This is a genomic window from Rickettsia senegalensis (assembly GCF_056135685.1).
Window position 1 is genome coordinate 774,430 of sequence record NZ_JBVYTQ010000001.1, and the last position, 26,631, is coordinate 801,060.

Sequence of the window (26,631 nt, forward strand, 5' to 3'; positions counted from 1 at the left end):
AATGACGATTAGGTCGACGCCAATTTTTCAAATTAAACGAGTATACTACAGCTTCTCAGCATGTGAGCTTAAATAATGTGCTATACCTTCATGTGATGGGGTAATTGCTTCCTCACCTTTATGCCAGCCGGCAGGACAAACTTCGCCGTGCTTTTGATGATGAGTTAAAGCATCAATTACTTTTAATGCATAATTAATATCGCGACCAATAGGTAAGTCGTTAACTAGCATGTGACGTACTATGAAATCCTTATCAATTAAAAAAGTTCCACGCAAAGCAACACCATCTTCATTAAGTACGTTATATTTTGAAGAAATATCCTTTTTTATATCGGAAACCATTGGAAATTGTACTTGTCCAAGCCCGCCTTTATTATGCGGAGTATTTTTCCAAGCTAAATGGCTAAAATGAGAATCAATGCTAACAGCTACTACTTTAGTACGTCTTTCGGTAAATTCACCAAGCTTATTGTGAAATGCTATAATTTCCGATGGACAAACAAAAGTAAAATCCAGGGGATAAAAAAATAACACTATATTATCCCCTGCAGCATAATCGCTAAGTTTAAACTTTTCGTCTATATTATTATTAGGCATAATAGCTTTAGCTGTAAAATCCGGAGCGGTTTTGCCGACAAATACTGACATATTCATAACCTTTTATTAATTAATAATCTGATATCATATATAAAACTAATTATTATTACAATAATAAATCTTTATAAATTGCTACTTATCTTTTTTCTTTTCTGAAGAAGCTTTTAATTGGTTAAATATAGTTAACGCTCCAGTTACAAAACTACTAGGTTCTGAAAGGTTTGCAGGTAAAATTACGGTGTTGGTATCTTTAGCCAAATTACCGAATGCACTAATATACTGCTCAGCTATTTTAAGAGCTACTGCATCGCTTCCTCCTGTTTTTTGTACGGCAGCTGCGACAATCTCAATACTATTTGCCGTAGCGGTAGCGACTAAGCCTATTGCTTCAGCTTCACCTTTTGCTCTGTTAACTTGATCCGTATAAGAAGCTTCTGAATTCAGTACGATTTGTGCTTTTTCACCTTCTGCATGGTTAATTTTTGCTTGTCTATTACCTTCCGACTCTAGAATTTGAGCTCTTTTTTGACGCTCTGCAGCTACCTGCAATTCCATAGCTTTAAGGATAGTTTGAGGAGGCTGTATATCTTTAATTTCATAACGCATACATTGTATGCCCCAATTTATAGCAGCCTGATTAATAGCTGCTACAATCGCTACGTTTAAAGTTTCGCGCTCTTCAAAAGTTCTATCTAAAGGGAGTTTACCGATTTCCGAACGCATAGTAGTTTGAGCAAGCTGCGTTATGGCATAGTAAGGATTGTTAACCCCGTAAGATGCTGCCATCGGATCAATAATTTTAACATATAAAACACCGTCGATAGATAATGTTACGTTATCGTTTGAAATAGCTGTTTGAGCGGTAACGTCTATAGCTTCTTCTTTTAAAGTATGTTTGTATGCTACTCTCTGAATGACAGGGATTAGTAAGTTTAAACCGGGTTGTAGTACTTTGTCAAACTTCCCCAATTTCTCCACTACCCATGCTTGTTGTTGAGGTACAACTTTAACCATTTGTATTATAACTAAAATCGCTATAATACTGAAAATTAATAATGCATATTCCATAATTCAATACCTTTTTTATTTCCACTCTATATTATTTTTAATTATAAAAAAAGGATTTAAATTAAACGGTACTTAATTATATATTTTTTTATCTATGAAATAAGTTTTAATTAATTTGAGTAAGGGAAGAATATTTGAATATTCTTCAAGTTGTTCATTTATATTTTTTATCTCATTTAAAGCACTATTAAAATCTTTCTGTAATCAATAAGTTTCAGCGGTTTTATTTTGTTCTAGTATTTTAAGTAAAATACTTTGGAAAAATCTATAATAATAGTCGTCTAGTTTAGGTATATCAGACATAATAATAAATCATATAATTATTGAGATTTTAATTTATATATAAATTTTTTAATAATTCAATAATTTTTAACTAGATTTACATATACTTAAGTCTTTATCTATTATGTCGGAATCTATATTTAAACAGTCAAGGATTGAATGAAATACATAATCATGGTTAATTTTGGTATTAGCACAATTTTTAATTGAGTCTACCGATTCAGGATATTTTTCTCTAAAATCATCTGATACCCAAACTATAAGTGGCACTGTTATTTGTTCTGCAAGTAGTGAACCACCGTGACCGTAATAACCATTTTCTCCAAGTGATTCACCATGATCGGATACATATAATAAAAATGCTTTTTTACCTTTAAGCAAATCTATTAAATTAGATAATAAAATCGGTGTATAAAATTGAATTATCATAACTGTTAACTAACTCAAGCTTATCGCAATCGCTTGCACCTCCCTTAACCTTAATAGGACAGGTGGGGGTAAAACGTTCAAATTCTTTAGGATATCTTGCGTTATAGTTCCAGTGACTTCCTGAGGTATGAACTACTAAAAATTGTTTCTCTGAATTTGTTATTATTTCTTTTATAAAAGGCAATATTTTTTCATCATGAGCATTTAGAGAGAATAGGGCAGAGCCACCCGGTACTATAGTAAAATTAATATCATTATATATATACTGAGGTCAAAATTTGCAAAACTCCTCATTAAAGTTTGGGTACCAATCCAAGTAGTATGAAAGCCAAGATTTGTTAAAATTGATAAAAATCTGTTCTCTTGTCTAGTATTTTTAATTTGACTTGCAGGATAACGTGAAAGTAATGACGGTACGGAAAGAGAGGTAAGATTAGAAGAGGATTTAGCTTTGAAAGAAATTAGGTTTTGAGTAGTCTTTAAATAAGGAGTCGTATCTCTTTCATAACCGTTAATATCGAAATGATCAAATCTTGCCGATTCTCCTATAACTAAAACACCTATAATATCTTTATCTGACGTATCTATAAAGTTATATTACTTACTAATATCTATACAGGCATAATTTTTACCGGTTAGGTTTCCGGCAAAGTTAAGGTAGCTATTATGTAAATACTGAATGGGACAATAATTTTTTAGTATCTTAAATGAAGGAGTAATAATATTATATACAAAAATAAGTAAGCAAGCGGCAGATAATAATTTTGTTACGAATGATTTAGAATTTTCGGCGGCAAAAGATTTGAGAGTACAAAAACAGCTAAAAAGGCAAAAAATTATCCATATTATTAATTTAATGCTGACTAATTCATAAACTTCGTTTAAATCCGTTGAGAAAAAACTACCTATTACTTGTTTAGTAGGATTGATTTTGAAGAAATAAATGTAATAACTAGCAATAGCGGATGTTATAAATAAAAACCCTACGCCGATTTTTAACACTAATGTATGTATGCTAAGACCAAAAAATGCTATAAAAGAAAATATATAAATATAACAAAAATCTTTTGATAATTCTAATATCCCTCTAAAAATCGTTGCTTTATAATAATCAAATTTATAAATCATTATTGCGGTATTAAATAACAAACAATAAATAAAGGCTAAAATCGCTGATAATTTAATTAATTTCGTATCTAAATGCTTTTGAATAGTTTTTAGCATATATAATAATTAATAAAGTAATTTTTATAACTACCATGATCATAAAAAATCTTCAAGAATTTTATCCGCTTTTAATACCAAATGCTCCACTTATTGCTATTGATTACGGAAGCAAAAAATTAGGAATCGCATTATCTAATCAAGAACGTAATATTGCTATGCCCTTAAACACTATAATTGAGATAAATAAAAAAATCGTTATCACTTCCTTACTTAATATTATAGAAAAATATAAAGTTTGCGGTGTTGTAGTAGGTCTACCGATTGATATGAACGGAGCAGTAACAGAGCAAACAAATATAGTAATAAAATTTGCAGAAGAATTAACAAAATCTATAAACTTGCCTATATATTTACAGGATGAAAGACTAACTACAAAAGCTGCGAATAATTTTCTTAAATCATTCGGTGTTAAAAGAAAAGACCGTAATAACAATGATGATGCAGTAGCTGCTAGTATGATTCTTGAAACCGTGCTTGATTCTATGAAAAAACTTTAATTAGGAAAGAATTGAGGAGTTGTTGCATGCATCGAAAAACCTACTCAATGTCATCCCCGTAAAAGCGCACAACTGTCCGAAGTTAAAATGAGCAAAAGCTATTTAATAGCTAAAAATGATATTTTTAACGTAAAACATTAAAAATACTACCAGTAATAATTGTAAAAACCATTGCTTATTCTACTTATTTTTCAACTTCGGACAGTTGTGGTAAAAGCGGGGATCCAGAAAAATAACTTCAATATCCGATATAGAAGTTGTATATTCAACAAAATAAGCCTATAAAAACTTGTTTTTATAGGCTTTTACTTCTTTCCCGCCTACGCGGGAATGACATAAAACAGTCCATGCAACAACACTAAGAATTTATGACAAACAAATTACCTACTATTTCACCTAGTCAAATTCTACTTGAAGAATTTATGGAACCTATGGGTATTAGTCAAAGTAAGCTTGCTCGTGATATTGATGTACCTGTTACTAGAATCAATAATATAATTAAGCATCATCGTTCAATTAATGCTGATACGGCACTCCGCTTAGGTAAATATTTTAATGTTAATCCTCGTTGATGGATGAATATGCAAAATCAATATGATTTAGAACTTGCAAAAGATGAAGGTTGGAAAGTTAAAGAAAGTAGAATAAGAACCTTTTCTATGGCAAGTTAATTATTTTTTATGATAGTACAAAAAAGTTATATTGATAATAACGGTAGACTAGTTATTCCTATAAAAGTAAGGTAGAAATTAAAACTTAAAATAGGAGATAAAGTAACAATTAAGTATAACAATTCAGAATTAATAATATCAAGTTTTTATTCAAATATAGAAAAAGCAAGAAACATACTGGATAAGTATAAAGATATTGATTTATATAAAGAATTAAAGCGTATGAGAAAAGAAGAGGATATAAATTAATTCGTTGATAATTATATAATTTCTAGCTTTTCAAAAACCTTATTGTAAAGATATATTATTTATGATAGAAACTATGCAAAATAAATAAAATATATCATGAAAATATTAATTCTAGGTGTTACCGGTATGCTGGGTAACAGTATGTTTAGATTTTTAAGTCAGGATAGTAAGTTTGACGTTTATGCGACAGCTCGAAATAATCCCGCTCGTTCTTATTTTTCTAAAGATTTATCCGATAAATTAATTACAAATGTAGATGTTGAGAATCATGATTCGTTAGTTGAAGTATTTAATAAAGTAAAACCCGAAATCGTCATAAATTGTATAGGGCTCACAAAACAACTAGCTGATGCAAACGACCCGTTAAAAGCATTGCCAATAAATAGTTTGTTACCACATAGGCTAGCTAATTTATGTAAATTAGCTAATTCAAGGTTAATCCATATTAGTACGGATTGCGTGTTTTCAGGAAAAAAAGGTAATTATAAGGAAAGTGATTTTCCGGATTGCTATGATCTTTACGGTCGTTCTAAGTTTCTTGGCGAAGTAGATTATCCTCATGCTATCACTTTGCGTACTTCAATTATAGGTCATGAACTAGCGAGTAATAGAAGCTTAATCAATTGGTTTTTAAGTGCAGAAGGGCAAGTGAAAGGTTTTGAAAAAGCTATTTATTCAGGATTCCCGACAGTAGAGCTTGCAAGAATAATAAGGGATTTTGTATTACCGAATAAAGAACTGCATGGGCTTTATCATGTTGCATCAAAACCGGTTAATAAGCTAGAATTGTTAAAATTAGTAGCAGAAATATATAATAAAGAAATCGATATTATTCCGTCAGATGAGCTTGTGATAGATCGCTCAATGGATAGCACACGTTTTAATGAAGCGACGGGCTATAACCCGCCAGGGTGGCCTGAGCTTGTAAAGCGTATGTGTGAATTTGGGTAAATCGTCATTGCGAGCAGTCGTAGACTGTGTGAATACCGAGTCGTCATTGCGAGAAGAATTACGTAGTAATTCGACGAAGCAATCTCAGGAGTTTGTTATTATCTCATGAGATTGCCACGTCGCTTCGCTCCTCGCAATGACGATTTGGCGTCCACGCGAGGAGACCTTGTTGCGTAGATATAAAAAAAGTAGCTGCGAACTAAGAAAAGTAGTAAATCGACAAAAAACTTAACCACAAGTGTGTATGTCAAAGCTACAAAAAGTTTGCAACTGGAAAGAATATAACAGAAGTTTAAAGAAAAGAGGAACAATAATTTTCACATTTTGTGAAGAATATTTAAAAGAGTTATATTATGGAGGGGAACAGAGGCAAGGAGGAGCGAGAAGATATAATAGCAAGATGTATGAATATTTGCTAACAATTAAGCTGTTATTAAGATTGCCATGGCGAGCAACAAGCGGATTTGCAGAAGGAATGTTTAGCAAAATATTTGCGGGTAAGGATTTAAGAATACCGGATTATGCCCATGCATCAAGAATCGCTAGTAAGCTAAAGTTACGAGTAAAAAATATTGGAGTACAAGAGAAAGGTTCAGGGAAAGAGATAGTATTTGATAGTACCGGAGTAAATGTATATAGCACCAGTGGGTGGCATCAAAGGAAATACGGTAAGGATGGATTATAACGGTAAGGATGGATTATATCGTAAGAGAGAACAGTGGAAGAAGATACATGTAGCAGTCGATTTAGATAGTATGGAAGTACTATCTGTAGCCTATACGGATAGTAACACAAACGACTGTGAAGTTGTTGGTGATATGAGCAAAGAGATAACAGGCAAAGCTAAAACCGTTATAGCAGATGGAGCTTATGATACGCAGGAGTTTAGAAAGATAATATATGATTGGGGAGTACAAGATTTAATGCCCCCAGCACGAACATCTAAGTCACAAGATGAATTAAAGAATAAAAGCAAGGTAGAGAAAGAACATTTAGCTTACAGAGATAAAGTAATAAAAGGAATTAGAGAATATAAAAATTTTGATGAAGGTTTAAAAGCATGGAAAATTAATAGCGGCTATCATCAAAGGTCAAGGGTTGAATCGTTTATGTTTAGGTTGAAGCGAACGTTTGGCTTTAACTTACAACAAAAAACAGAGAAAGGAAGAAAAAACGAAGTAATTACTAAGATAAATATATTAAATGAAATGATTGCCCTTGGGAAAGCTCAATATAGCTTTTAGAATTATATAAAATTTAATTATTTTTATACTCTAAGCGCTATATTGACTTTTTTTAATCTCCACGCAACAACGCCTCCTCGCAATAACGATTATGCAACAATTTTTCCTAGCAATGACGGATAAATAATAACAAAAATAGGTACTAAATAAATAATGTTTGTAGATAAAACTTTAATGATTACAGGAGGCACCGGTTCGTTTGGTAATGCGGTGCTTTCTCGTTTTCTTAAATCCGATATTATCAATGATATTAAAGAAATTAGAATTTTTAGTAGAGATGAAAAAAAGCAAGAGGATATGCGTATTGCTTTAAATAACTCAAAACTTAAATTCTATATCGGGGATGTACGTAATTATAAAAGTATTGATGAGGCGATGCACGGCGTTGATTATGTATTTCATGCCGCCGCTTTAAAGCAAGTTCCGACTTGTGAGTTTTATCCTATGGAAGCAATCAATACTAATGTCTTAGGTGCTGAAAATGTTTTAAGTGCTGCTATTAATAACAAAGTTACAAAAGTTATTGTACTGAGTACCGATAAGGCTGTATATCCAATTAATGCAATGGGATTATCTAAAGCATTAATGGAAAAGCTAGCAATAGCAAAAGCACGTATGCGTTCTCCAGGTGAGACTGTGCTTTGCGTCACTAGATACGGTAACGTTATGGCATCTCGTGGTTCGGTAATTCCTCTTTTTATCAATCAAATAAAACAAGGTAAGGAATTAACCATTACAGAACCGTCAATGACACGTTTTTTAATGTCGCTTGTAGATTCCGTAGATTTAGTTTTATATGCGTTTGAGCATGGGCGTCAAGGAGATATTTTTGTACAAAAATCTCCGTCAAGTACAATTGAAGTACTTGCAAAAGCGTTACAAGATATATTCGATAGCAAAAATGAAATACGTTTTATCGGTACACGTCACGGCGAAAAACATTACGAATCGCTAGTATCATCTGAAGAAATGGCAAAAGCTGATGATTTAAGGGATTATTATCGTATTCCTATGGACGGGCGTGATCTTAATTATGCAAAATATTTTGTTGAAGGTGAAAAGAAAGTAGCTCTTTTAGAGGATTACACTTCCCATAATACAAAACGTTTAAATTTAGAAGAAGTAAAAGAGTTATTATTGACGCTTGATTACGTACAAGAGGAGCTAAAAAATGCTTAAAGTAATGACGATTGTCGGTACTCGTCCTGAACTCATTAAACTATGCTGCGTGATTTCCGAGTTTGATAAATATACTAATCACCTCCTAGTTCATACCGGTCAAAATTATGCCTATGAGTTAAATCAAGTTTTTTTTGATGATATGGGAATTAGAAAACCTGATTATTTCTTAGAAGTAGCGGCAGATAATACGGCAAAATCCATCGGGCTTATTATCGAAAAAGTAGACGAGGTACTTGAGAAAGAAAAACCCGACGCTGTTTTATTTTACGGTGATACTAATTCATGTCTATCGGCGATTGTCGCTAAACGCCGTAAAATCCCGATTTTTCATATGGAAGCAGGAAATCGTTGTTTTGATCAGCGTGTACCTGAAGAAATAAACCGTAAAATAATCGATCATATCAGTGACGTTAACATTACGTTAACCGAACATGCTAGACGTTATTTAATTGCTGAAGGCTTGCCGCCTGAGCTTATTTTTAAATCAGGCTCGCATATGCCTGAAGTCCTTGACCGTTTCATGCCTAAAATATTAAAATCGGATATTTTAGATAAATTATCATTAACCGCTAAGCAGTATTTCTTAATTAGCTCACATCGTGAGGAAAATGTCGACGTCAAAAATAATCTGAAAGAATTATTAAGTAGTTTACAAATTCTTATTAAAGAGTATAATTTCCCCGTAATCTTCTCAACACACCCAAGGACTAAAAAAAGGCTTGAGGATTTAGAGGGGTTTAAGGAGCTTGGTGATAAAATAAGGTTTTTACCAGCTTTTGGTTTTACGGATTACATCAAGCTTCAAATGAATGCGTTTTGTATTTTGTCCGACAGCGGTACTATTACTGAAGAAGCATCAATACTTAATTTACCTGCTTTAAATATTCGAGAAGCACATGAACGTCCTGAAGGTATGGATACCGGAACGCTTATTATGTCGAGCTTTAAAGCGGAGCGGGTACTACAATCGGTGAAAGCTATTACGGAAGAACACGAGAATAATAAACGCTTGCAAGATATCGTGCCGGATTATGCCGAAGCGGGTCTTGTATCAAAGAAAATATTGCGTATAGTTTTAAGTTATGTGGATTATGTTAATCGTACGGTTTGGTTTAAATGACAGAAAAGGATAAAATAGTTGAAGAATGGTATTCGGCAGATATATTTCATACTAAAATAAAAGAATTTATAAATCCTGTTTCTAGTATTATGGATATTGGATGCGGGATTCATCCGCAACAATATATAGTTCCTAATTTACTTATTTGTGTAGAACCATATCAAGAATATGCTGAAATATTAAAAAAGAATTTATCAGGAACTAATTCAATAATAATTCCTTTAGACGCAAAAGCTACTCTTACTACATTTTCCGATAAATCTATTGACTCAATATTTTTAATTGATGTTATAGAGCATATGCCTAAAGAAATCGGGAAAGAAGTATTAATTGAATGCGAACGGGTAGCTCGCAAACAAATTATAATATTTACCCCTTTGGGTTTTATGCCGCAAGAAATACATGATACTGACGGCTGGAATTTACATGGAGGAGAATGGCAAGAGCATAAATCCGGATGGCATCCTGAAGATTTTCCCGGATGGAGTATTATAGGATGTAAAGAATTACATACTCATAATGCTAAGAGTGAGCTTCTTACTACTCCTTATGGAGGATTCTATGCAATAAAAAATATAGTATATACCGAAAATTATTTTAATGACGTATATGGAGAAAATATTTTATTTAATGCTACAAATCATTTAGAAAATTTAAAAGCTATATTTCCTGATTTTAAAGAAAAAGTTATAAACAATGAAATTGTAAAAAATAGTTTAAAATGCAGTTTATGGATGTGTCAACGCACAACAGAACTATTAATTGAGAAAGGAGCGACAACCTCTTTAAAAGAAATTCTAGAAATAGTAGAGAGAGAAAAAATAAATTTTGCTATTAATACAGCTCAAGAATATTTATCTAAAATAAATAAATTTGCTTCACAATTTAAAGATATCAATAAGTTATACGAGCAAATAAATAATTTACAAGAATTATTAAAATCTACTACAGACCAACTAACAGAGCAGTTAATCATTAATACTGAAGAATTAGAAATACTTAAGGAACAGTTAGAAACCAAGGAACAAGAACTAAAAATCAGTAATGAAAACCGCTCTATTTTTATAAAGATTTACGCTAAAATGATAAGAATACTAAATAAGTTGAAAGCGATATGAGTGGGATAATATTATTATTTACAATTTTTTAGGATATAGCTTCTTTTTTAGAAAACTATTTAAAATAGAATTTTCTCATGCATTAGTATTTTCAACTTCTGGAATTTTATCAATATATTTTATAGCTTCTATATTTTATATATTGGATTTGGTGATTTATGCCTCTTTTGTCTTAGGAGTAGGATTCTTTCTTTATTGTATTTTTGATTCTTTTAGACAAAGTAAAGATATTAGAAATATAGGAGAATTATTTGGAGTTGACGTAATCATATTTATTTTAGGTATGATTGCTTATTATATATTCGTAAAAGACTATCCTAGTTATTATTTTTGGGATGAATATTCTCATTGGGGGCTTACTTTAAAAGAAACAAATATTTATCATGGTTTTAGGCTACCTAACGATCCTACATCAGTTATAAATAAGTTTAACGGTTATGCAAAACTCGCTAGTATTTTTCAATATAGTATAAATAAAATTATTGGTTTTAAAGAAAGTTTAAATGTATTTGCTAATGGCTTTCTTTATTTTATTTTTTGTTCAGTAGCATTAGTAGAAAAAAGATTGCTTTTAGGTATATTTTTATACTTAATGCTAATCTTATTTTCTATGTATGATATAATAGTAAGTATTAATTCGTTACATGTTGATGCAACTGTAGGATGTATATTTGGTGCGACTATAGCTATTTATCTTCAATCTAAAAAATATAATAACATATTATTAAGTTTAGTTCTAATATCACCTTTATTATTTATTTTACCGAATATTAAAGAGGTAGGATATTGGTTATCATATATAGCAATTTTTATAATTACCGTTGACTTGATTTTCAATAAAAAATATTCCAATTTATGGGTAATAATAATTTTATTATTACCTATTTTGAGTAATTTTATATGGTGTAATTATGTCAATAGCTTATGTATAGAAACTGTATGTGATTTTGAGTGTACTTCTTTTAAACAAGTGCCGTTTGCTTCTATTTATAATCTTTTATTAATTAATTCTGAGCAAGTAGCTATTGTAAAATTAATAATAAGTTATATGGTTCATTATGCTTCTTTTCCAGAGGTATGCTATATTTATGGTATAACGGCTATAGCAATAATTTTTATTTGGCAAAATTCTAGAGAGCAATTAAAAAATTTTTTAAGAGTTTATATTATTTTATTAATTGGATTTGTTTTGTATATTGTTTTTAGAATAGATTTATATTTAACAAAATTTATTAGTGAAAAAGCAAAAGTAGCGGCATGTTATTCTAGATATTTTAATAGTTATACTTATGTATTTTGTTTTGTAACAATAAGTTTTATTAAGAATTCATTTGATAATTCTAACTTAAATTTTAGAAGTTTAATTTGGTTTTATATTATTGCCATAATTTTAAGTGTAATGTCTTTAAAAAATATTGTACATAAATTAAAGGATGTCTCTATACTTAGCAACGTAGCCTCTGACCCAATAGTGCGTCAAAATAAAATAAAAGCTTTAATTAAAAATGGAATAAAAGATGGTTCAGAATTTAAGGAGAATAATTTTAAACTATTAGATTGTTATATTTATAATTATCTAGAGGCTCCAAATACTGATAACAACATATTGTTGAAATGCTTAGAGGATAGACAAGGTATATTTTAAAATTTAAATGAAAATATTGCAAATAAATGGCTATGAATCTCCAGGGCGTAGGTTTCATGGTTTGTCTATAACGCCGATTTTAAAAAAATACGGTATTGAATCTAAGCATTTAGTATGGACTAAAGATACTCAAGATCCTGAGGTGCTAACATTTGAAGATATAATACCTAGAAAGATAAACCAAATCCTACAATTAATAGAAAAGCAGACGTCTCTACAGTCTATATTATATCGTAATGTTCCAAAAATAATAAAAATGCCGACTTTTCAAGAGGCGGATTTAATACATCTTCATATCATACATTCTGGTTACTTTAGTATTAGTGATTTATCAATGATCACAGATTTAAAGCCAACTATATGGACTTTGCATGATCCTTGGGCAATGACTGGTCACTGTATTCATCCATTTGAATGTAAACGTTGGATGATAGGATGTGGAGAGTGTCCTGATCTTACAATTCCTTTTCCCTTAAAAAAAGATAACACAAAATTACTATTTGATTACAAACGTCAAGCTTATAAAAATGCTAAGTTTGAATTAGTCGTTGCTTCCAAATGGATGTATGACATGGTTAAATTATCTCCTTTATTTGAAGAGGTATCAGTTCATCAAATTCCTTTTGGTTTAGATTTAAAATTTTTCTCACCAGATGTTGCACCTAAAGCTCGCAAGCAATTTGGAATATCTGAAGATATGCTGGTAATATGTTTTAGGTCAGACGATAATCCTTTTAAAGGATTACAGCATATAATTCAGGCTTTAGAAAAAATTGAAACTAAACAACCGGTGTGTCTTCTGACGTTAGGTAGTAATTATAATTTATTAAAAAAGTTTGAAAATCGCTTTAAAATTATTAATCTTGGATGGATTAATAATGAAGAAACTATAAGAAACGCATTAGTAGCATCCGACATTTTTTTAATGCCATCTATTGCAGAATCATTTGGAATGATGGCAGTAGAAGCATTAGCATGCAGTAAGCCGGTAATAGTTTTTGATAAAACTGCTTTACCTGAGGTAGTTTATGCACCTGAGGTAGGTATATCTGTACCGTTAAATGATAGTGAAGCTCTATATCAAGCATTACAAAATCTTATTGATAATCCTAATGAAAGAGCTGAACGCGGTAAGAAAGGTCGTGAAATAGCTGAATTATATTATAATGAAGAAACACAAGCAAAACATTTAGCTGAATTATATAAAAATATTGTCAACAAATGAAAGTTTTACTTTTAACTGATATGCCACCTTGTCAAAATTTTACTGCCGGTTTAGTACTAAATCGTTTAGTAAAGTTTTTACCTGTTGAACAGATTGCTATTTGTTCAATTCTTAATCCAGCTTTAAATCCAATAATACCAGAGGATTTACAAGAAATTCCTCATTTAATATTACAAAAGCCTAGAGAAAGTGCATTGCGTATATTAAAGGGTCCCTTGAGCGATATATCATCTTTTACTTTTGAGTTGTTTAATGCTGCACAGGTAAAATACAATCTACTACCTAAAATTATTGAATTTGCAAAACAACAAGAAGTGACTGCATTATGGGTAGTATTAGAAGGTCAAACAATTATTCGTTTGACAAAAATACTTGCATTTAAATTAGGTTTACCTTTATTTACTCAAATATGGGATCCTTTTGAATGGTGGCTTCGGGATAATAAAATTGATGAGTTTACTCAAAAAAGGCTTTTAAAAGAATTTGATAAAGTAATTAAATATAGCACTTGTTGTGCTACTGCGTCATGGGCAATGTCTGAAAGTTATGAAGCTAAATATAATATGTCTACCATACCGGTCATTGCAGGGTTACCAAAAGAATTAGCACGCATGCCAGCTGCATCGCCTCATAATAGAAATGAATTTATAATTAGTATGGCTGGGCAGTTTTATGCTCAAGCTGAATGGTTAAGTCTTATTAATGCTCTTAATCAAGCTAACTGGATTATTGCGGGTAGGAAAATTAAAGTTCGGATAATGGGTGGAGGTTTTCAAGCATTTACACAACTACCTGCTAATTTTGAGTATTTAGGATGGTGTTCTCAAGAAGAAACTATTAATTTACTTAATGAGTCAGATCTTCTTTATATGCCTTACTGGTTTTCTGAAGAATTTCGCAAAGAGTCTAGTACGAGTTTCCCTTCAAAATTAGTTACATATTTTGCTTCCGGTAGACCGGTTTTTTGCCATGCTCCTGATTATTCTTCACCAAGCAAATATATAACAGAAAATAATGCAGGATATTTATGTAATTCTCTTGCTGCCGATAAAATAATATATGAGCTTGAAAAGGTAATAACAGATGAGGATTCTTATAAAAAATTTGCTACAAACGGTTCAAAATGTTTTTTACGAGATTTTACGTTAGAGCATATGAAAGAAACATTCCTTAAATTTTTAAATATAAACGATAATGAAAATAAATAATAGTCGTATAGTTTGGGTAGATTTAACCAAGTCTTTAGCTATTTTCATGGTAATTATAATTCATTCGATAGCTTCATTATTCTATGAATATTCCTCTTCACCTTTTTCTAAAAATTTTATACTGTCTAATTTTATAAATTCTTTTTTTAGAGTGGCTGTTCCTTTGTTTATATTATTGTCAGGTGTTTTAGTGCTTCAAAATACTATGCCGATAGAAAAATTATGGCATAAAGTAAAAAGGTTATTAATTCCATTAATATTTTGGAGCATTTTATATAAATATTGGGTTTACTATAATATCGGAAAAAAGTTTAATATTTTTTCTATATTAAATAGTATAATTCATGAACCTGCAATGTATCGTCTAGAATTTGTTTATTATATGCTTGGGGTTTGTTTACTATTTCCAATTCTTGCTTTAATTGTTAATGAAATGATTAAAGATACAAAATTTGCTTGTTATTTTTTAATATTATGGTTTGTAATTAATAGTGTTAATTCTTATTACTTTTTATCGATAACAAATTGGATGGCAATTAGTAATTTTCTCAATTATTCCGGTTATGCGGTTTTAGGTGCATATTTAATAAGAAAAAATATCGGTTTAAAATTTCCTATATATTATTGGCTAATTTTATATTTAATAGGAAGTATTATCACTTTTATTATAACTTGGAAACTAAATATAAATTCTTCTGTACCTGATGAAACTGCATATGTATATTTAACACCAAATGTTATAATCGCATCTATAGAAATATGTGTAGTATTACAAAAAGTTAATGTGCAGGTTTATTATAATAAGCTATTAAAATGTATTTCTAACAATTGTTTCTTCATATATTTTTTTCATGTTTTAGTTATAGAAAAATTAAAAGTGCAAATATTAGTAATTCCTATACTGAACCCTATATATTCTCCAATAATAGGAAGTTTAATTCTGGGCATCGCTACTTTTATAATTAGCTTGCTAATTAGTATATTAATTAGATTAATTCCTCATGCTCAAAAGTTAGTTGGATGAAACAAAATACATATTCCCCCCTAGTTTCGATTATTATTCCCGTATATAACGGTGCTAATTATATGTGTGAAGCTATAGACAGTGCCTTAGCTCAAACTTACAAAAATATTGAAATTATTGTTGTTAATGACGGTTCTAAAGACAATGGAAAAACAGAAGAAATTGCATTATCGTACGGTGATAAAATACATTATTTTTCTAAAGAGAACGGAGGTTGCGCCTCGGCGTTAAATATTGGCATAAAAAATATGCAAGGTGAGTATTTTTCATGGCTTAGTCATGATGATGTATATTATCCTAATAAAATTGAACATCAAATTAATATATTAAGTAAATTAGATAATAAAAATACTGTTGTTTATTGTGGTTATGAGTTAATTGATGAAAATTCTCGTTTACTAGGCTTTATAAGACTTGATGATAAATATCCAAAAGAAAAATTAAATATATCATTATTTCCGGTTTTGCGAGGATTAGTATACGGCTGTGCTTTATTGATACCTGCAAAATATTTTAAGAAGATAGGGGTATTTGACGAATCGCTAAAATATACTCAAGATTATAATTTATGGTTTAAACTTTTTCGTATAGCACATATTTATTTTGATTCTGAAGTTCTTGTAAAGTGTCGTCAGCATTTAGCACAAACTAGTCGTACTGAGATTAATCAATTAGAAGAATGCGAAGAATTATGGTCAGGTTTTTTAAAAGAGTTAACAGAAGAAGAAATGCTAATAATGGGAAAAGGTTCCATAGCTGCGTTTTTATTTGATACCGTAGCCTTTTTAAAAAATCATACACAATATAAAAAATCAGAAAAACTAGCTCTAGAAATGGCGAATAAGTATTTGAAAGAAACTAAAGTTAGCGTGATTATTCCTATATATAACAGGATAAATTGGACTATAGAGGCTATAGAAAGCGTACTTGCTCAAACCCACGCCAATTTTGAAGTGCTTGTAATAGATGATGGATCAACAGAGGATATATCAGAATTAACTAAAATATGTAAAAAAGATAAGAGGATAAAATATTTCCGTAAAGAAAATGAAGGACCTGCATCCGCTCGTAATTTAGGAATTAAAAAGGCTTCTGGAGAATATATTGCCTTTCTTGATTCAGATGATTTATTTATGCCAAATAAAATAGAAACTCAATTAGGATTTATGATGGAAAATAATTTTGTATTTTCTCATACTTCATATCAAAGAATAGATGAAGAAGGAAAGGATATATGTTTTGTGGATTCCGGTAATGTTAGTGGTAAAGTTTTTCCACAAATTATCCAAACCTGTACAATAACAACAACAACAGTGATGGGTAGGACTTGGTTATTTAGGCAAAACTTATTTCCTGAAAATATTAAAATTGGCGAAGATTGTTGTATTTGGATTTCTATTGCAAGTAAGAATTTAGTAGGAGGTATTAATAAGGCGTTATCTAAATTCCGCGTTAACGGTAATAATGCATTTATAAACCCTACTAAATATTCTCAAGGGTTAATAAATATTGCTGCGTACGTTGTTAATGATAATTATTTAAGTAAATATAGCTCACTAACGGCTAACTTATTATCCAAAGCCATAATTCAATTAAAGTTAATAAAAGAGAATTCTGACATTACAGAAAATGATTCTAATGGTATAATAAAAAAAATACGATCAGGCTTTTCTATTGCCCCAAGTTTGATTAGGCTAGCTATTTACTCTATAAAATATAATGGAGTAAAAGCAACGATCTCTAGAATACAGAGATGGATTAAAAATATGTATACTCGATGAACTTCAAAAATTGGTTACGTCATCCTACAAGTACTGCGGTGCTCACGTATTAAGTATACGCTCCGCTCCTCGTCTTGTGGATTCCCTGCTCTTTTTAAGTTGATCTTCGTATACCAACTTTTCATTTACTCGAAGTATATAGATAACTATTCCTCAATTATTTTAACTTTTGAGCCGTCGCCGATTTTAGTCATACCTTCGGTAACGACTAAGTCCCCTTCTTTAATATCCTTAGAGGTAATTTCAATTAAACCTCCTGTACGTGTGCCGATTTTTACATATAATTGTTTTACCGTATCACCGTCTATTTTATAAATAAAGTTACCTTGATTATTTCGTTGAATACAACTTTCAGGAACGGTTAGATTTTTGTGAGGATTAATTATAAGCGTAACATCTACGAAGCTATTATGCAGGATTTTTGTCCCCATAGGTAAAATAATTTTAGCTGTTAAAGTACCATTATCTGATAAGTAATGTGATACTGCCCCGATTGTACTTTTAATTTTTCCTGCAATTAAAACTTCAGTATCGACTCCAACTTTTCCGCTTAAAGATTCTGGCAATTCAATAAAAATACTTTGTGAGTTTTCTGTTCCGGTAATGCTAAAAAGATAGTCGCCTATTTTTACTTCATCACCGACCATAGACTTAATTACGCCTATTTTACCGGAGTAGGGTGCAGTAATTATCATGTCGTTATATGTTTTTAGAGCTTTGGAATAATTAAATTTAGCATCTTCAAGTTCGCTTTTTGACCTTTTATATTCCCCGTTGCTTACAAATTTTTTAGCAAATAAAACTTCTTTTCTATTATAATCTTCTTGTTTTGTATTTAATAAAGCTGCTGCTCTAGATTTAGTGGTTTCTGCTATGTTTTTATCTATAACTAGCAATATATCTCCTTTCTTTACTATTTCTCCTTGATGTGCTGAGACTTTTTCAACTACTCCAATGGCATTAGCATAATAATCACGGCTATTATCATTCTGACATTGCCCTACAATATTAAATATGTCGTAAAGTTCGGCAATTTGTACTTTAGTTGCTTTTACTCCTATAATTTCTTCTTCCTTTTTACTTGCCATAATAGAAAGTGAGATAAGTAAGGTAAAAAGAACAATGAGCTTTGTAGGCATAATATTATACTCTAAAGTGAATAGGTGTCATCTAGTTAGCTTGTCTGCGTTAGGTATTGCCCGCGTGGATGTATTCCACCTCTGTCATCCCGTGGCTTGACCTATAGTACCAGACAATTTTCACTTTATGTCATTCCTGCAGAAGCAGGGATCCAAAATAAAGCGAGATAAATCGAGCTTTAAAAAAGCTTTATTTGAAAAAAAATTATCTAATAAAAAAATCTTTGAAATCAAGATTTTTTTAGCATAGATCCCTGCTTTCGCAGGGATGACATAGAGAACTTTTTAAAAACTGTCCGGTACTATAGGTCAAGCCACGGGGTGACATATTGGATTTACCGCTCCACGCAACAATACCTCCAAGTTATGACAAAGTATGTTTTTTAAGTTCCTCGTCCGTTAACCATTTATATTCTTTTTCTAGAATTTCAAATCTGATTTTTTCTAATTGTTCATCAAGATCAGGTTCAGGAACGATAGCAGAACCCATAAATTCAAATCCTTGATAGTTAATTTTTAGTTTCTTACAAATTTCTTGTAATGATAGTAAATTTTCTTCTATATCATCAATAAATATTATTGATTGCGGATAATAATCTGTTTTGCGTAATACATATTCAAGTACGCTTCCTTTATCATATTCCGCAGTATAAATTATGCCATCTTTTAATGTAGGTTTACCGTAACCGATATTAAAATCCTCGATTGTTATTTCATCTTCTAAAGGTGAAAATTCTTGAAAATTTACCTTTAATTCAGTGAGTTCACGAATTCTCCATTCGATCATATCTTCAATTACGCCGAATTTACCGGTAGGAAGTTTAGTAAGCCCCATTGCCGGAATATTTTTTTCTTTAAGTAGAGTAAATATTTTTAAAATATCTAAATTAACGAATCTAGATTTTTTTCCTTTAAGAATAACGCTAAGTAATAATTCACATTTTTTTCTAGTAAGTCTTTTTTCAATGTTATTCATTAATGCTTTTCTATAATCATGTGTTAACCTAGATTCATCACTATCCATTACAATTACTTCGTCTACATCAAAAAGCACCAAGCTAGTATTATCGGCTTGTTTTACCGCTTCTATAACTTCTTTAAAATCATGAACTTTATTTATTTTACTATACATACTCTTTATTTTTTATTTATGGTTTAAAATCTAGATTGTGTTATTACCCTTGGATATTATCTATGTGAATCGTTTTATGTCATTCCTGCGTAGGCGGGAATCCAGTAAAACATATAAAAAACTTGTTTTGTATACGTTTATTTTATCAAATATGTAACTTAACTATATCAACATTAATGTTATTTTTCTGGATTCCCGCCTACGCGGGAATGATATAAAGCAAGTTGTCTAATTCATACAACAAAGTTTTAAATAACTACGGGTATCTATTATTTATTTTGTAACGTCACTTATCATTTCTTCTAAGGAATTTGTCATTACCTTTAAATCTTCTTCTCTAGATAAATTATGGTGACCGTCTTTAATTAGCTTCATTACTATTTGTTTACTTGTTATTTGTTCTAATAATTTTACTGAAACATTATAAGGCACGTCTTCATCTAACATTCCATGAATTAGATGTACCGGTATATTTATCTCAATCTGTTTCTTTGTCAATAATAAATGTTTTTTTGCATCTTCTATCAGTTTATAGCTTATAGCATATTTATGCTCACAATTTTTACCTCTTACTTCTAATATTCCCTCTTTTTGCATCTTATTTTGATCGTTTAGAGATATATTTTGCCAAATATCTTCAGTAAAATCGGAAGCGGGAGCTAAACACACAAGCCCTTTTATTTTATCAGGGAATTTTAAAGCTGCAAGAAGTGCTAACCATCCTCCCATGCTCGAACCTACTAATATTGCCTTCGTATCAATTAATTTGTCTAAAATTATTGATACTCCTTCTAACCAATCACTAATTGTTTGCTCCTCAAATCGTCCCGATGCGTTTCCATGGCCGAAATTATCAAAAACAATAAAATTATAATTGTTTTTTTTACAATAATCTATTAAATAGATAGCCTTAGTTGATTGCATACTAGACATCAAGCCGTGTAAAAAAATTACAGATGGAATATTTGTATTAATTATTCTATAATTATCATAGACAATAAATTTGTCTTGTGTTTTATTATAAAGCTTGTGCATTTTAAATAATTATTTTAATAGATTGAGATTTAATGCCTTCATTAAAGTCAAGTAAACGATACAATAAATATACTATTTTGCAAGTAGTTCCTGCTCTAGTCTCGGGAGGGGTTGAAAGAGGTACTATAGAAGTTGCAAAATATCTTAAAATTCTCGGTTATACTCCTATCATAATTTCAGCAGGTGGTACTCTAGTTCAAGAGTTAGATAAGGAAGATATATTGCATATTGAAATGAATAGTAGCAGTAAAAACCCTTTTGTATTTCTGAATAATGCAAAATTGATAGCAGAAATAATCAAAAAATATAATGTTGATATAGTTCATACAAGATCAAGGGCACCGGCATGGAGTTCATATCTAGCAACAAAATGGACGAACGCTAAATTTCTGACTACTTTTCATGGGGTTTATAATATTCCGAATAGTTTTAAAAAATATTATAATAGCATAATGCTCAAAGGCGAGAAAGTTATTGCTGTATCCAATTTTGTAAAACAACATTTGCTTGAAAACTATAAAATTGATGAAGACAAAATAGTAGTAATTGAGCGTGGAGTAAATTGTGATTATTTTGATCCGGCAAATTTAACGCCCGAAAAACTTAAAAAATGTCGTGATAAATATGATGCACCGAGTAACGTGCCGATAATATTAATGCCTTCTAGAATGACAAGCTGGAAAGGACATCTTGTTCTAGTAGAAGCATTAAGTAAGTTAAAACATAGAGATTTTTATTGTTTGATGGTTGGCGATATATCTAGACATCCCAATTTTACTAATAGAGTCAAAGAGCTTATATCTACTCTAAAGCTTCAAAATAAAATTCAAATTTTCGGTAATGATTCGGATATAATAAACCTATATGGGATTTCCGATATTATCGTTTCTGCCTCAATCGAGCCTGAAGCTTTCGGACGTACTATTATAGAAGGGCAGGCGATGGAGAAGCTTGTTATTGCAACTAATATCGGCGGGGCAGTAGAAACGATAAATAATAATATAACTGGTTTCCACGTAGAACCGAATAATGCCGAAGTGTTAGCAGAGAAAATCGATTATTGCTTCTCGATTTTAGGTACTGATACTGCTAAGAAAATCCAAGAAGCAGCAAGACATACGGTAATTAATAATTTCTCTCTTGATCTGATGCTAAGAAAAAACCTTGAAGTCTATAAAGAAATCTTAAAAAACTCCCATAATTGAACACCTAGATTTAGTATATACAGTATATAGGAGTGAATAGAATAGCTATTCTCCTAATAAGTTTATTTCAGCGTACAAATCTTCAAGATTTATATACTGATTATAAAAATTATTATAATCATGAGATTTACCGTCATGATGTACTACAAGCATTAAAGTTTCTGGTAAAAATTCTTTTAAAGCTTGTTGTGCATTTTCTATAGATATTTTATCCAGATTGGCAAACACCTAGTCTAAAATTAATATTTTAGGGTTTGAAATTATAGCTTTAATGATTCCAATTTTTTTCTTTTGACCGCCGCTTGGTGCATTTATTACATCATAATTTTTATCACTTAAGTGCGTAATTAATGTAGCTAGATCCAATTTTATAAATAGTGTGTTAATTTTTTCTTCTAATGATTGTTTATTACTTTTAATGATTGATTGATCAAGACCAGAGGTTATTACTTCAAATAAAGTAGATTGAGCAGGTATGTAACTATTCTGATCAATAAATATTATTTTTGGATTTTGATAATAGGTAGGTATGGAAATTTCACCAGCACTATGGCATGAGTCAGCAATACAATTTACTAAACTCTTTAAAAAAGTGGTTTTGCCTTTTCCTGAGGAAGCTGAAAGAAGATAATGTGCTCCTAATTTTAATACTAATTTTTCAAAGCTCAAAATAGTTCTTTCTTCTATAATTAGGTTATAATCAGAAATTACAAGTTCATCATTTGTATCATTAGTAGACCATGTTATTCCTTTTTTATCTTCAGAAGAAAGTGCCTCTATTAATTTTGTAATTCTCTCTTGCGATACGGTAATCCTCCCATTTTTAATCGCAATAGAGAGTAGAGAGTTAAGTTGCGAGAGCTAATTTTTGTATTGGTGTTATACCGCCAATAGCCATATTAAGTCTTTCGTTATTATAAGACCAAAGCCATTGAGTTGCAAGATCCTGTGCTTCTTGTATATTAACAAATAAATACTGATTTAACCAATCATATCTTACAGTTCTATTATATCTTTCAATATATGCATTTTGCTGAGGCATGCCTGGCTGAATGAATAATAACTTGATATTCTTTTCTTTTGCCCACTTGCTCAATAATTTACTGATATATTCAGGTCCATTATCACAACGTATAGATTTTGGCTTACCTCGCCATTCTATAATTTGATCTAGTGACCTGATAACTCTTCCTGCTGACAATAAAAAATCAGTCTCAGTACCAAGGCTCTCTCTATTAAAGTCATCAATCACATTAAATAAACGATATTTCCTACCATTCTCTAAACTATCGTGCATAAAATCCATGGACCAGCAATCATTTATTGTTTTAGACACTATAAGCTTTTTAGGCTTTGCTCTAAGTAATCTCTTCTTAGGCTTTATTCTCATATTAAGGGCTAGCTCCTTATATATCCTGTATACACGTTTATGATTCCAACCAAAACCTTTGATATTACGTAAATATAAAAAGCAGAGGCCAAGGCCTCAGTTCTTTTGATCACCTACTAAACGCATTAGCTGGCCTGCTATAATATCATCCTCAGATGATAGCTTCCTTTTATATCTATAGCATGTTTCGCTGACACCAAAGATCTTGCATGCACTCCTTATAGAAATATCTTTTTCTCCAGATATTATTTTAGCCATCTCCCGCCTTTGAGATGGCTTCCTAACTTTTTTTTCAAGTACTTCCTTTAATATATCAGCTCTTAGCCTTTCCTGGTCGTGCCTCCGTATTGCAGTTTAGAGTAAATAGTCTATAATCCTCAAACAGTAATAAGAGAGAATTATAGTTAAGGAGTTATGGCAAAAATAGATGTTAAGTGTAGATATTGTCACAACACAGAAGAAGTAATAAAGTCAGGATATTCAATTTCAAAACAACAGAGATATCAATGCAAGCGGTGTAATCGATATTTTCAATTGGAGTATATTAATAATGCATCTAAGCCTGGAGTTAAGGAGCAAATAATAGAAATGTCAATCAAATGTAATAGTTGAGATTTAATCTTACATTTAGTAAAATTAAGATAATATTAAATGGAGGATTAGAGATGAATCTAAATCAAAAAATAATAAAGCCAAAAATAGGATTACTAGAATTAGCTAGGAGTCTTGGTAGTATATCGTCAGCATATAAAGCTATGGGTTACAGTAGAGACAGTTATTATAGGTTTAAAGAGTTATATGAAACAGGAGGAGAAGAAGCATTATATGAGATTAGTCGGAAGAAGCCAATTATAGCGAATAGAGTTGATCCTGCCGTAGAGAGAGCAGTATTAGATATGGCAATAGAATACCCCGCTTATGGTCAGCTGCGAGTATCAAATGAGCTTAAAAAGACTGGTATTCTTGTATCACCTGGAGGAGTTAGATCTATTTGGCTACGTAATGATTTAAATAATATCAATAAAAGACTTAAAGCATTAGAAGCCAAAATGGCTCAGGATGGTATTGTTCTTACCGAAGCTCAGTTACAAGTATTAGAGAAACGGCGTAGCGAGAAAGAAGCTCATGGTGAGATTGATACACAGCATCCAGGTTATCTAGGATGCCAAGACACATATTATGTAGGTAATTTTAAAGGCATAGGCAAGGTATATTCTCAAGTGTTTATTGATAGTTACACTCGGGTTGCAGAGGCTAAACTATATACTGATAAAACAGCACTTACCGCTGCTGACATGCTTAATGATAGAGTGTTACCATGGTATGAGAGTCAGCAAATACCAGTACTTCGTATTTTAACTGATAGAGGTGGTGAGTATAAAGGTAATATAGAACATCATGCTTTTGAATTGTTCTTAAGCATTGAGGGTATTGAGCATACTACTACTAAAGCATATTCTCCTCAAACAAATGGTATGTGTGAACGTTTTAATAAAACTATGAAACAAGAATTCTTTGATACTGCTATGCGTAAAAAGATCTATACTGATCTTGATGATCTACAACTAGATCTTGATATTTGGCTAGAATATTATAATAATGAAAGACCGCATTCCGGTAAATATTGCTATGGAAAAACACCTATGCAGACTTTTATGGATAGTAAAAAGTTAGCTGTTGAAAAGAATAACGAAATCTTATATCTTGAATACTCATCTGACAGTCATAACTTATCAGACATTCAGATATAATTTTTATAATGTCTGTAAGATTAAATCTTGACTTCTACAAATCAACGGCTCTGGAGTTAGAGATACAGTAAGAGTATTAAAAGTGGGTATCAATACAGTTATCCGTGTTTTAAAAAAATCTAGTATTAAAAAACAATAAATCATTCTATCAGTACAACAGAAGTAATTATTGCTCCTGAGATAGATGAACAATGGTCTTATGTACAGAATAAATCCAGACAACGATGGCTTTGGTATGCCTTGGATAAGATTTCGTTAAAAGTAGTTGCTTATACGTTTGGTACAAGATGTGATAGCACATTAGAATCATTACTGAAAAAACTAGAGAATTTCAAGGTGACTTTTTACTATACAGATGGATGGGGGAGTTATGCTAGGTTATTAGACCCTAAAAAGCATATTATCAGTAAAAAATACACTCAACGGATAGAACGAAGTAACTTGAACCTTAGAACGAGATGCAAGAGGCTTGCACGTAAGACAATCTGCTTTTCCAAGTCATTGGATATTCATGATAAGGTTATTGGTACTCTTATTGAACGTATAGCTTTTTAATAGGCGTAACTGCAATATGGAGGCATGACCGCCTTTCCTCAGCATACATCTTTTTAAGCCGTGCATTTTCCGATTCTAACTCCTTTAATTTAGTAATCATCGGTAAAGCTATACCACCATACTTTGATCTCCATTTATAAAATGTCGCTGATGGTATTTTGTGCTCTCTCAGTATAGACGCTACAGGCATCCCACCGCTCGCTTGCTTTAAGATAGACATGATTTGGCTATCACTGTGCTTTGATATTGTCATTTATAGAATCTCCTCCTTTGTTTCTAGAAAATTCTACTCCTTTTGTCGATTGTTTTTGGGGGGTTACCTATTAGGGTCAATTACCCTAATATTAGGAGTTAAGTTTGTCTGAATTTCTTTTAAATTTTCCTGATAATTTAAGAAATCAGTCCCATAATATGTTAAGCTTAATATTACAGCTGTAGAAGTTAAATAAATTAGTACTGAATAATTAGGAAAAGTCGTGATGAGATTTGTAGTAATAGGGTAGATTAAACTTCCTTTAAATGTGGCAGAAGTAAGATAATGTTTCTGAAAATACCCTTCGGTTATTAAGATTTCATCAGCAAGAGTTGCCGAAACAAAAATACCACCTCCTTTTGTCCCATTTACAATAAAACCAGTGATACCGCTAATTATTAAATGCGTTCCATATGCTAACTTCTTGGAAAAGGTAGAAGCAGCATTATTTTTATTAAAATTTACCTTATTAGATGAGATTGTAGATATTATATCATCTATATCATAGCCTAAGTTAGAAAAAGATTTTATTACTAGATTTTTACGAAATAAAAAAGAGAATGCCATAATTATTAATTTTTATTAAAAAAATGGCATTATATGTTCTTAAAAATAATACGCAAGTAGAAACAATTATTATATATGGAGCATTG

The 26,631-nt window shown here is 31.0% G+C and carries 27 protein-coding genes and 4 pseudogenes; 19 read left to right on the plus strand and 12 right to left on the minus strand.

Going from position 1 to position 26,631, the window contains the following annotated elements; all coding sequences use genetic code 11:
- Positions 1–45: 45 nt before the first annotated feature.
- From AC0ODJ_RS04130 to AC0ODJ_RS04145, 4 genes and pseudogenes are all read right to left on the minus strand, one after another.
- On the minus strand, positions 46–648 hold the full coding sequence (locus AC0ODJ_RS04130) for a peroxiredoxin (protein ID WP_474465076.1): 603 nt from the start codon (positions 646–648) through the stop codon (positions 46–48).
- Between the two features lie 81 nt (positions 649–729).
- Positions 730–1,665 carry an SPFH domain-containing protein gene (locus tag AC0ODJ_RS04135; RefSeq protein WP_218460352.1) on the minus strand — a complete coding sequence of 312 codons (936 nt, stop codon included), beginning with the start codon at positions 1,663–1,665 and terminating at the stop codon, positions 730–732.
- 72 nt (positions 1,666–1,737) lie between these two features.
- Positions 1,738–1,968, minus strand: a pseudogene (locus AC0ODJ_RS04140) (hypothetical protein).
- A gap of 66 nt (positions 1,969–2,034) precedes the next feature.
- Positions 2,035–3,600 (minus strand): annotated as a pseudogene (locus tag AC0ODJ_RS04145) (phosphoethanolamine transferase).
- Between the two features lie 35 nt (positions 3,601–3,635).
- On the opposite strand from AC0ODJ_RS04145, the gene ruvX reads away from it, so the two are divergent.
- From ruvX to AC0ODJ_RS04215, 14 genes are all read left to right on the plus strand, one after another.
- Entirely contained in the window at positions 3,636–4,100 is a 465-nt protein-coding gene (gene ruvX / locus AC0ODJ_RS04150; RefSeq protein WP_218460353.1) for a Holliday junction resolvase RuvX, read from the plus strand.
- 368 nt (positions 4,101–4,468) lie between these two features.
- Positions 4,469–4,672: a HigA family addiction module antitoxin gene (locus AC0ODJ_RS04155; RefSeq protein ID WP_256621221.1), complete on the plus strand. Its 204-nt coding sequence runs from the start codon at positions 4,469–4,471 to the stop codon at positions 4,670–4,672.
- A 9-nt stretch (positions 4,673–4,681) separates the two neighbouring features.
- Complete coding sequence (locus tag AC0ODJ_RS04160; RefSeq protein WP_474465078.1) at positions 4,682–4,771, plus strand: plasmid maintenance system antidote protein; 90 nt, start codon at positions 4,682–4,684, stop codon at positions 4,769–4,771.
- A 345-nt stretch (positions 4,772–5,116) separates the two neighbouring features.
- Entirely contained in the window at positions 5,117–5,971 is an 855-nt protein-coding gene (locus AC0ODJ_RS04165; protein WP_218460355.1) for a dTDP-4-dehydrorhamnose reductase family protein, read from the plus strand.
- Between the two features lie 244 nt (positions 5,972–6,215).
- Positions 6,216–6,656 carry a transposase gene (locus tag AC0ODJ_RS04170; protein WP_121843865.1) on the plus strand — a complete coding sequence of 147 codons (441 nt, stop codon included), beginning with the start codon at positions 6,216–6,218 and terminating at the stop codon, positions 6,654–6,656.
- Positions 6,646–7,215 (plus strand): transposase, encoded by a 570-nt coding sequence (locus tag AC0ODJ_RS04175; protein WP_474464397.1) that lies wholly within the window; start codon positions 6,646–6,648, stop codon positions 7,213–7,215. Before AC0ODJ_RS04170 ends, AC0ODJ_RS04175 begins: the two co-directional genes overlap by 11 nt.
- A 153-nt stretch (positions 7,216–7,368) precedes the next feature.
- The gene (gene capD / locus AC0ODJ_RS04180) at positions 7,369–8,394 is read left to right on the plus strand and encodes a UDP-glucose 4-epimerase (protein ID WP_218460934.1); all 1,026 of its coding nucleotides are present in this window, start codon (positions 7,369–7,371) and stop codon (positions 8,392–8,394) included.
- Positions 8,387–9,517 carry a non-hydrolyzing UDP-N-acetylglucosamine 2-epimerase gene (wecB, locus tag AC0ODJ_RS04185; protein WP_218460935.1) on the plus strand — a complete coding sequence of 377 codons (1,131 nt, stop codon included), beginning with the start codon at positions 8,387–8,389 and terminating at the stop codon, positions 9,515–9,517. Before capD ends, wecB begins: the two co-directional genes overlap by 8 nt.
- A complete protein-coding gene (locus tag AC0ODJ_RS04190) occupies positions 9,514–10,635 on the plus strand; it encodes a methyltransferase domain-containing protein (protein WP_218460936.1) in 1,122 nt (373 codons plus the stop codon). The genes wecB and AC0ODJ_RS04190 overlap by 4 nt, the downstream gene beginning before the upstream one ends.
- 142 nt (positions 10,636–10,777) lie before the next feature.
- Entirely contained in the window at positions 10,778–12,280 is a 1,503-nt protein-coding gene (locus AC0ODJ_RS04195; RefSeq protein WP_474465080.1) for a hypothetical protein, read from the plus strand.
- Positions 12,281–12,287: 7 nt separating this feature from the next.
- Positions 12,288–13,505: a glycosyltransferase family 4 protein gene (locus AC0ODJ_RS04200; protein ID WP_218460938.1), complete on the plus strand. Its 1,218-nt coding sequence runs from the start codon at positions 12,288–12,290 to the stop codon at positions 13,503–13,505.
- Positions 13,502–14,713 carry a glycosyltransferase gene (locus tag AC0ODJ_RS04205; RefSeq protein WP_218460939.1) on the plus strand — a complete coding sequence of 404 codons (1,212 nt, stop codon included), beginning with the start codon at positions 13,502–13,504 and terminating at the stop codon, positions 14,711–14,713. The genes AC0ODJ_RS04200 and AC0ODJ_RS04205 overlap by 4 nt, the downstream gene beginning before the upstream one ends.
- Positions 14,700–15,737, plus strand: a complete 1,038-nt coding sequence (locus AC0ODJ_RS04210; RefSeq protein WP_218460940.1) for an acyltransferase — start codon at positions 14,700–14,702, stop codon at positions 15,735–15,737. Before AC0ODJ_RS04205 ends, AC0ODJ_RS04210 begins: the two co-directional genes overlap by 14 nt.
- Positions 15,734–17,518 (plus strand): glycosyltransferase family 2 protein, encoded by a 1,785-nt coding sequence (locus AC0ODJ_RS04215; protein WP_218460941.1) that lies wholly within the window; start codon positions 15,734–15,736, stop codon positions 17,516–17,518. The genes AC0ODJ_RS04210 and AC0ODJ_RS04215 overlap by 4 nt, the downstream gene beginning before the upstream one ends.
- 146 nt (positions 17,519–17,664) lie before the next feature.
- Here AC0ODJ_RS04215 and AC0ODJ_RS04220 read toward each other — a convergent pair whose 3' ends face one another.
- The 3 genes from AC0ODJ_RS04220 to AC0ODJ_RS04230 form a co-directional block, all read right to left on the minus strand.
- The gene (locus tag AC0ODJ_RS04220) at positions 17,665–18,660 is read right to left on the minus strand and encodes an efflux RND transporter periplasmic adaptor subunit (protein ID WP_218460945.1); all 996 of its coding nucleotides are present in this window, start codon (positions 18,658–18,660) and stop codon (positions 17,665–17,667) included.
- 361 nt (positions 18,661–19,021) lie between these two features.
- Positions 19,022–19,789, minus strand: coding sequence for a DUF2608 domain-containing protein (locus AC0ODJ_RS04225; RefSeq protein ID WP_218460942.1), 768 nt, complete (start codon positions 19,787–19,789; stop codon positions 19,022–19,024).
- Positions 19,790–20,062: 273 nt separating this feature from the next.
- Entirely contained in the window at positions 20,063–20,824 is a 762-nt protein-coding gene (locus tag AC0ODJ_RS04230; RefSeq protein ID WP_218460943.1) for an alpha/beta hydrolase, read from the minus strand.
- A gap of 32 nt (positions 20,825–20,856) precedes the next feature.
- Here AC0ODJ_RS04230 and AC0ODJ_RS04235 point away from each other — a divergent pair, with 32 nt between their 5' ends.
- Positions 20,857–22,029 carry a glycosyltransferase family 4 protein gene (locus AC0ODJ_RS04235; protein WP_218460944.1) on the plus strand — a complete coding sequence of 391 codons (1,173 nt, stop codon included), beginning with the start codon at positions 20,857–20,859 and terminating at the stop codon, positions 22,027–22,029.
- A 45-nt stretch (positions 22,030–22,074) separates the two neighbouring features.
- Here AC0ODJ_RS04235 and AC0ODJ_RS04240 read toward each other — a convergent pair whose 3' ends face one another.
- The 3 genes and pseudogenes from AC0ODJ_RS04240 to AC0ODJ_RS04250 all read right to left on the minus strand — a co-directional run.
- Entirely contained in the window at positions 22,075–22,257 is a 183-nt protein-coding gene (locus AC0ODJ_RS04240; RefSeq protein ID WP_474465081.1) for an ABC transporter ATP-binding protein, read from the minus strand.
- Entirely contained in the window at positions 22,258–22,698 is a 441-nt protein-coding gene (locus AC0ODJ_RS04245; RefSeq protein ID WP_218460947.1) for an ATP-binding cassette domain-containing protein, read from the minus strand.
- Between the two features lie 178 nt (positions 22,699–22,876).
- A pseudogene (locus AC0ODJ_RS04250) lies at positions 22,877–23,764 on the minus strand (IS3 family transposase); the annotation flags it as partial.
- Positions 23,765–23,833: 69 nt separating this feature from the next.
- Here AC0ODJ_RS04250 and AC0ODJ_RS04255 point away from each other — a divergent pair.
- From AC0ODJ_RS04255 to AC0ODJ_RS04270, 4 genes are read left to right on the plus strand one after another with little or no spacing between them, the layout of a single operon-like run.
- Positions 23,834–24,031 carry an IS1 family transposase gene (locus AC0ODJ_RS04255; RefSeq protein WP_474465083.1) on the plus strand — a complete coding sequence of 66 codons (198 nt, stop codon included), beginning with the start codon at positions 23,834–23,836 and terminating at the stop codon, positions 24,029–24,031.
- 53 nt (positions 24,032–24,084) lie between these two features.
- Positions 24,085–25,170, plus strand: coding sequence for an IS481 family transposase (locus AC0ODJ_RS04260; protein ID WP_121834048.1), 1,086 nt, complete (start codon positions 24,085–24,087; stop codon positions 25,168–25,170).
- Between the two features lie 40 nt (positions 25,171–25,210).
- Entirely contained in the window at positions 25,211–25,309 is a 99-nt protein-coding gene (locus tag AC0ODJ_RS04265) for an IS1-like element transposase (protein ID WP_474465721.1), read from the plus strand.
- A 26-nt stretch (positions 25,310–25,335) separates the two neighbouring features.
- Complete coding sequence (locus AC0ODJ_RS04270; RefSeq protein ID WP_474465724.1) at positions 25,336–25,725, plus strand: IS1 family transposase; 390 nt, start codon at positions 25,336–25,338, stop codon at positions 25,723–25,725.
- A gap of 31 nt (positions 25,726–25,756) precedes the next feature.
- On the opposite strand, the pseudogene AC0ODJ_RS04275 reads toward AC0ODJ_RS04270, so the two are convergent.
- Both AC0ODJ_RS04275 and AC0ODJ_RS04280 read right to left on the minus strand, forming a co-directional pair.
- A pseudogene (locus AC0ODJ_RS04275) lies at positions 25,757–25,978 on the minus strand (transposase); the annotation flags it as partial.
- Between the two features lie 63 nt (positions 25,979–26,041).
- A complete protein-coding gene (locus AC0ODJ_RS04280; RefSeq protein ID WP_256621450.1) occupies positions 26,042–26,545 on the minus strand; it encodes a hypothetical protein in 504 nt (167 codons plus the stop codon).
- Positions 26,546–26,631: the final 86 nt, after the last annotated feature.

Coding starts and splice junctions, on each gene's coding strand:
- AC0ODJ_RS04130 (WP_474465076.1), bottom strand. CDS start 648: ATGTCAGTATTTGTCGGCAAAACCGCTCCGGATTTTACAGCTAAAGCT.
- AC0ODJ_RS04135 (WP_218460352.1), bottom strand. CDS start 1,665: ATGGAATATGCATTATTAATTTTCAGTATTATAGCGATTTTAGTTATA.
- ruvX (WP_218460353.1), top strand. CDS start 3,636: ATGATCATAAAAAATCTTCAAGAATTTTATCCGCTTTTAATACCAAAT.
- AC0ODJ_RS04155 (WP_256621221.1), top strand. CDS start 4,469: ATGACAAACAAATTACCTACTATTTCACCTAGTCAAATTCTACTTGAA.
- AC0ODJ_RS04160 (WP_474465078.1), top strand. CDS start 4,682: ATGCAAAATCAATATGATTTAGAACTTGCAAAAGATGAAGGTTGGAAA.
- AC0ODJ_RS04165 (WP_218460355.1), top strand. CDS start 5,117: ATGAAAATATTAATTCTAGGTGTTACCGGTATGCTGGGTAACAGTATG.
- AC0ODJ_RS04170 (WP_121843865.1), top strand. CDS start 6,216: ATGTCAAAGCTACAAAAAGTTTGCAACTGGAAAGAATATAACAGAAGT.
- AC0ODJ_RS04175 (WP_474464397.1), top strand. CDS start 6,646: ATGGATTATAACGGTAAGGATGGATTATATCGTAAGAGAGAACAGTGG.
- capD (WP_218460934.1), top strand. CDS start 7,369: ATGTTTGTAGATAAAACTTTAATGATTACAGGAGGCACCGGTTCGTTT.
- wecB (WP_218460935.1), top strand. CDS start 8,387: ATGCTTAAAGTAATGACGATTGTCGGTACTCGTCCTGAACTCATTAAA.
- AC0ODJ_RS04190 (WP_218460936.1), top strand. CDS start 9,514: ATGACAGAAAAGGATAAAATAGTTGAAGAATGGTATTCGGCAGATATA.
- AC0ODJ_RS04200 (WP_218460938.1), top strand. CDS start 12,288: ATGAAAATATTGCAAATAAATGGCTATGAATCTCCAGGGCGTAGGTTT.
- AC0ODJ_RS04205 (WP_218460939.1), top strand. CDS start 13,502: ATGAAAGTTTTACTTTTAACTGATATGCCACCTTGTCAAAATTTTACT.
- AC0ODJ_RS04210 (WP_218460940.1), top strand. CDS start 14,700: ATGAAAATAAATAATAGTCGTATAGTTTGGGTAGATTTAACCAAGTCT.
- AC0ODJ_RS04215 (WP_218460941.1), top strand. CDS start 15,734: ATGAAACAAAATACATATTCCCCCCTAGTTTCGATTATTATTCCCGTA.
- AC0ODJ_RS04225 (WP_218460942.1), bottom strand. CDS start 19,789: ATGTATAGTAAAATAAATAAAGTTCATGATTTTAAAGAAGTTATAGAA.
- AC0ODJ_RS04230 (WP_218460943.1), bottom strand. CDS start 20,824: ATGCACAAGCTTTATAATAAAACACAAGACAAATTTATTGTCTATGAT.
- AC0ODJ_RS04235 (WP_218460944.1), top strand. CDS start 20,857: ATGCCTTCATTAAAGTCAAGTAAACGATACAATAAATATACTATTTTG.
- AC0ODJ_RS04255 (WP_474465083.1), top strand. CDS start 23,834: ATGGCAAAAATAGATGTTAAGTGTAGATATTGTCACAACACAGAAGAA.
- AC0ODJ_RS04260 (WP_121834048.1), top strand. CDS start 24,085: ATGAATCTAAATCAAAAAATAATAAAGCCAAAAATAGGATTACTAGAA.
- AC0ODJ_RS04280 (WP_256621450.1), bottom strand. CDS start 26,545: ATGGCATTCTCTTTTTTATTTCGTAAAAATCTAGTAATAAAATCTTTT.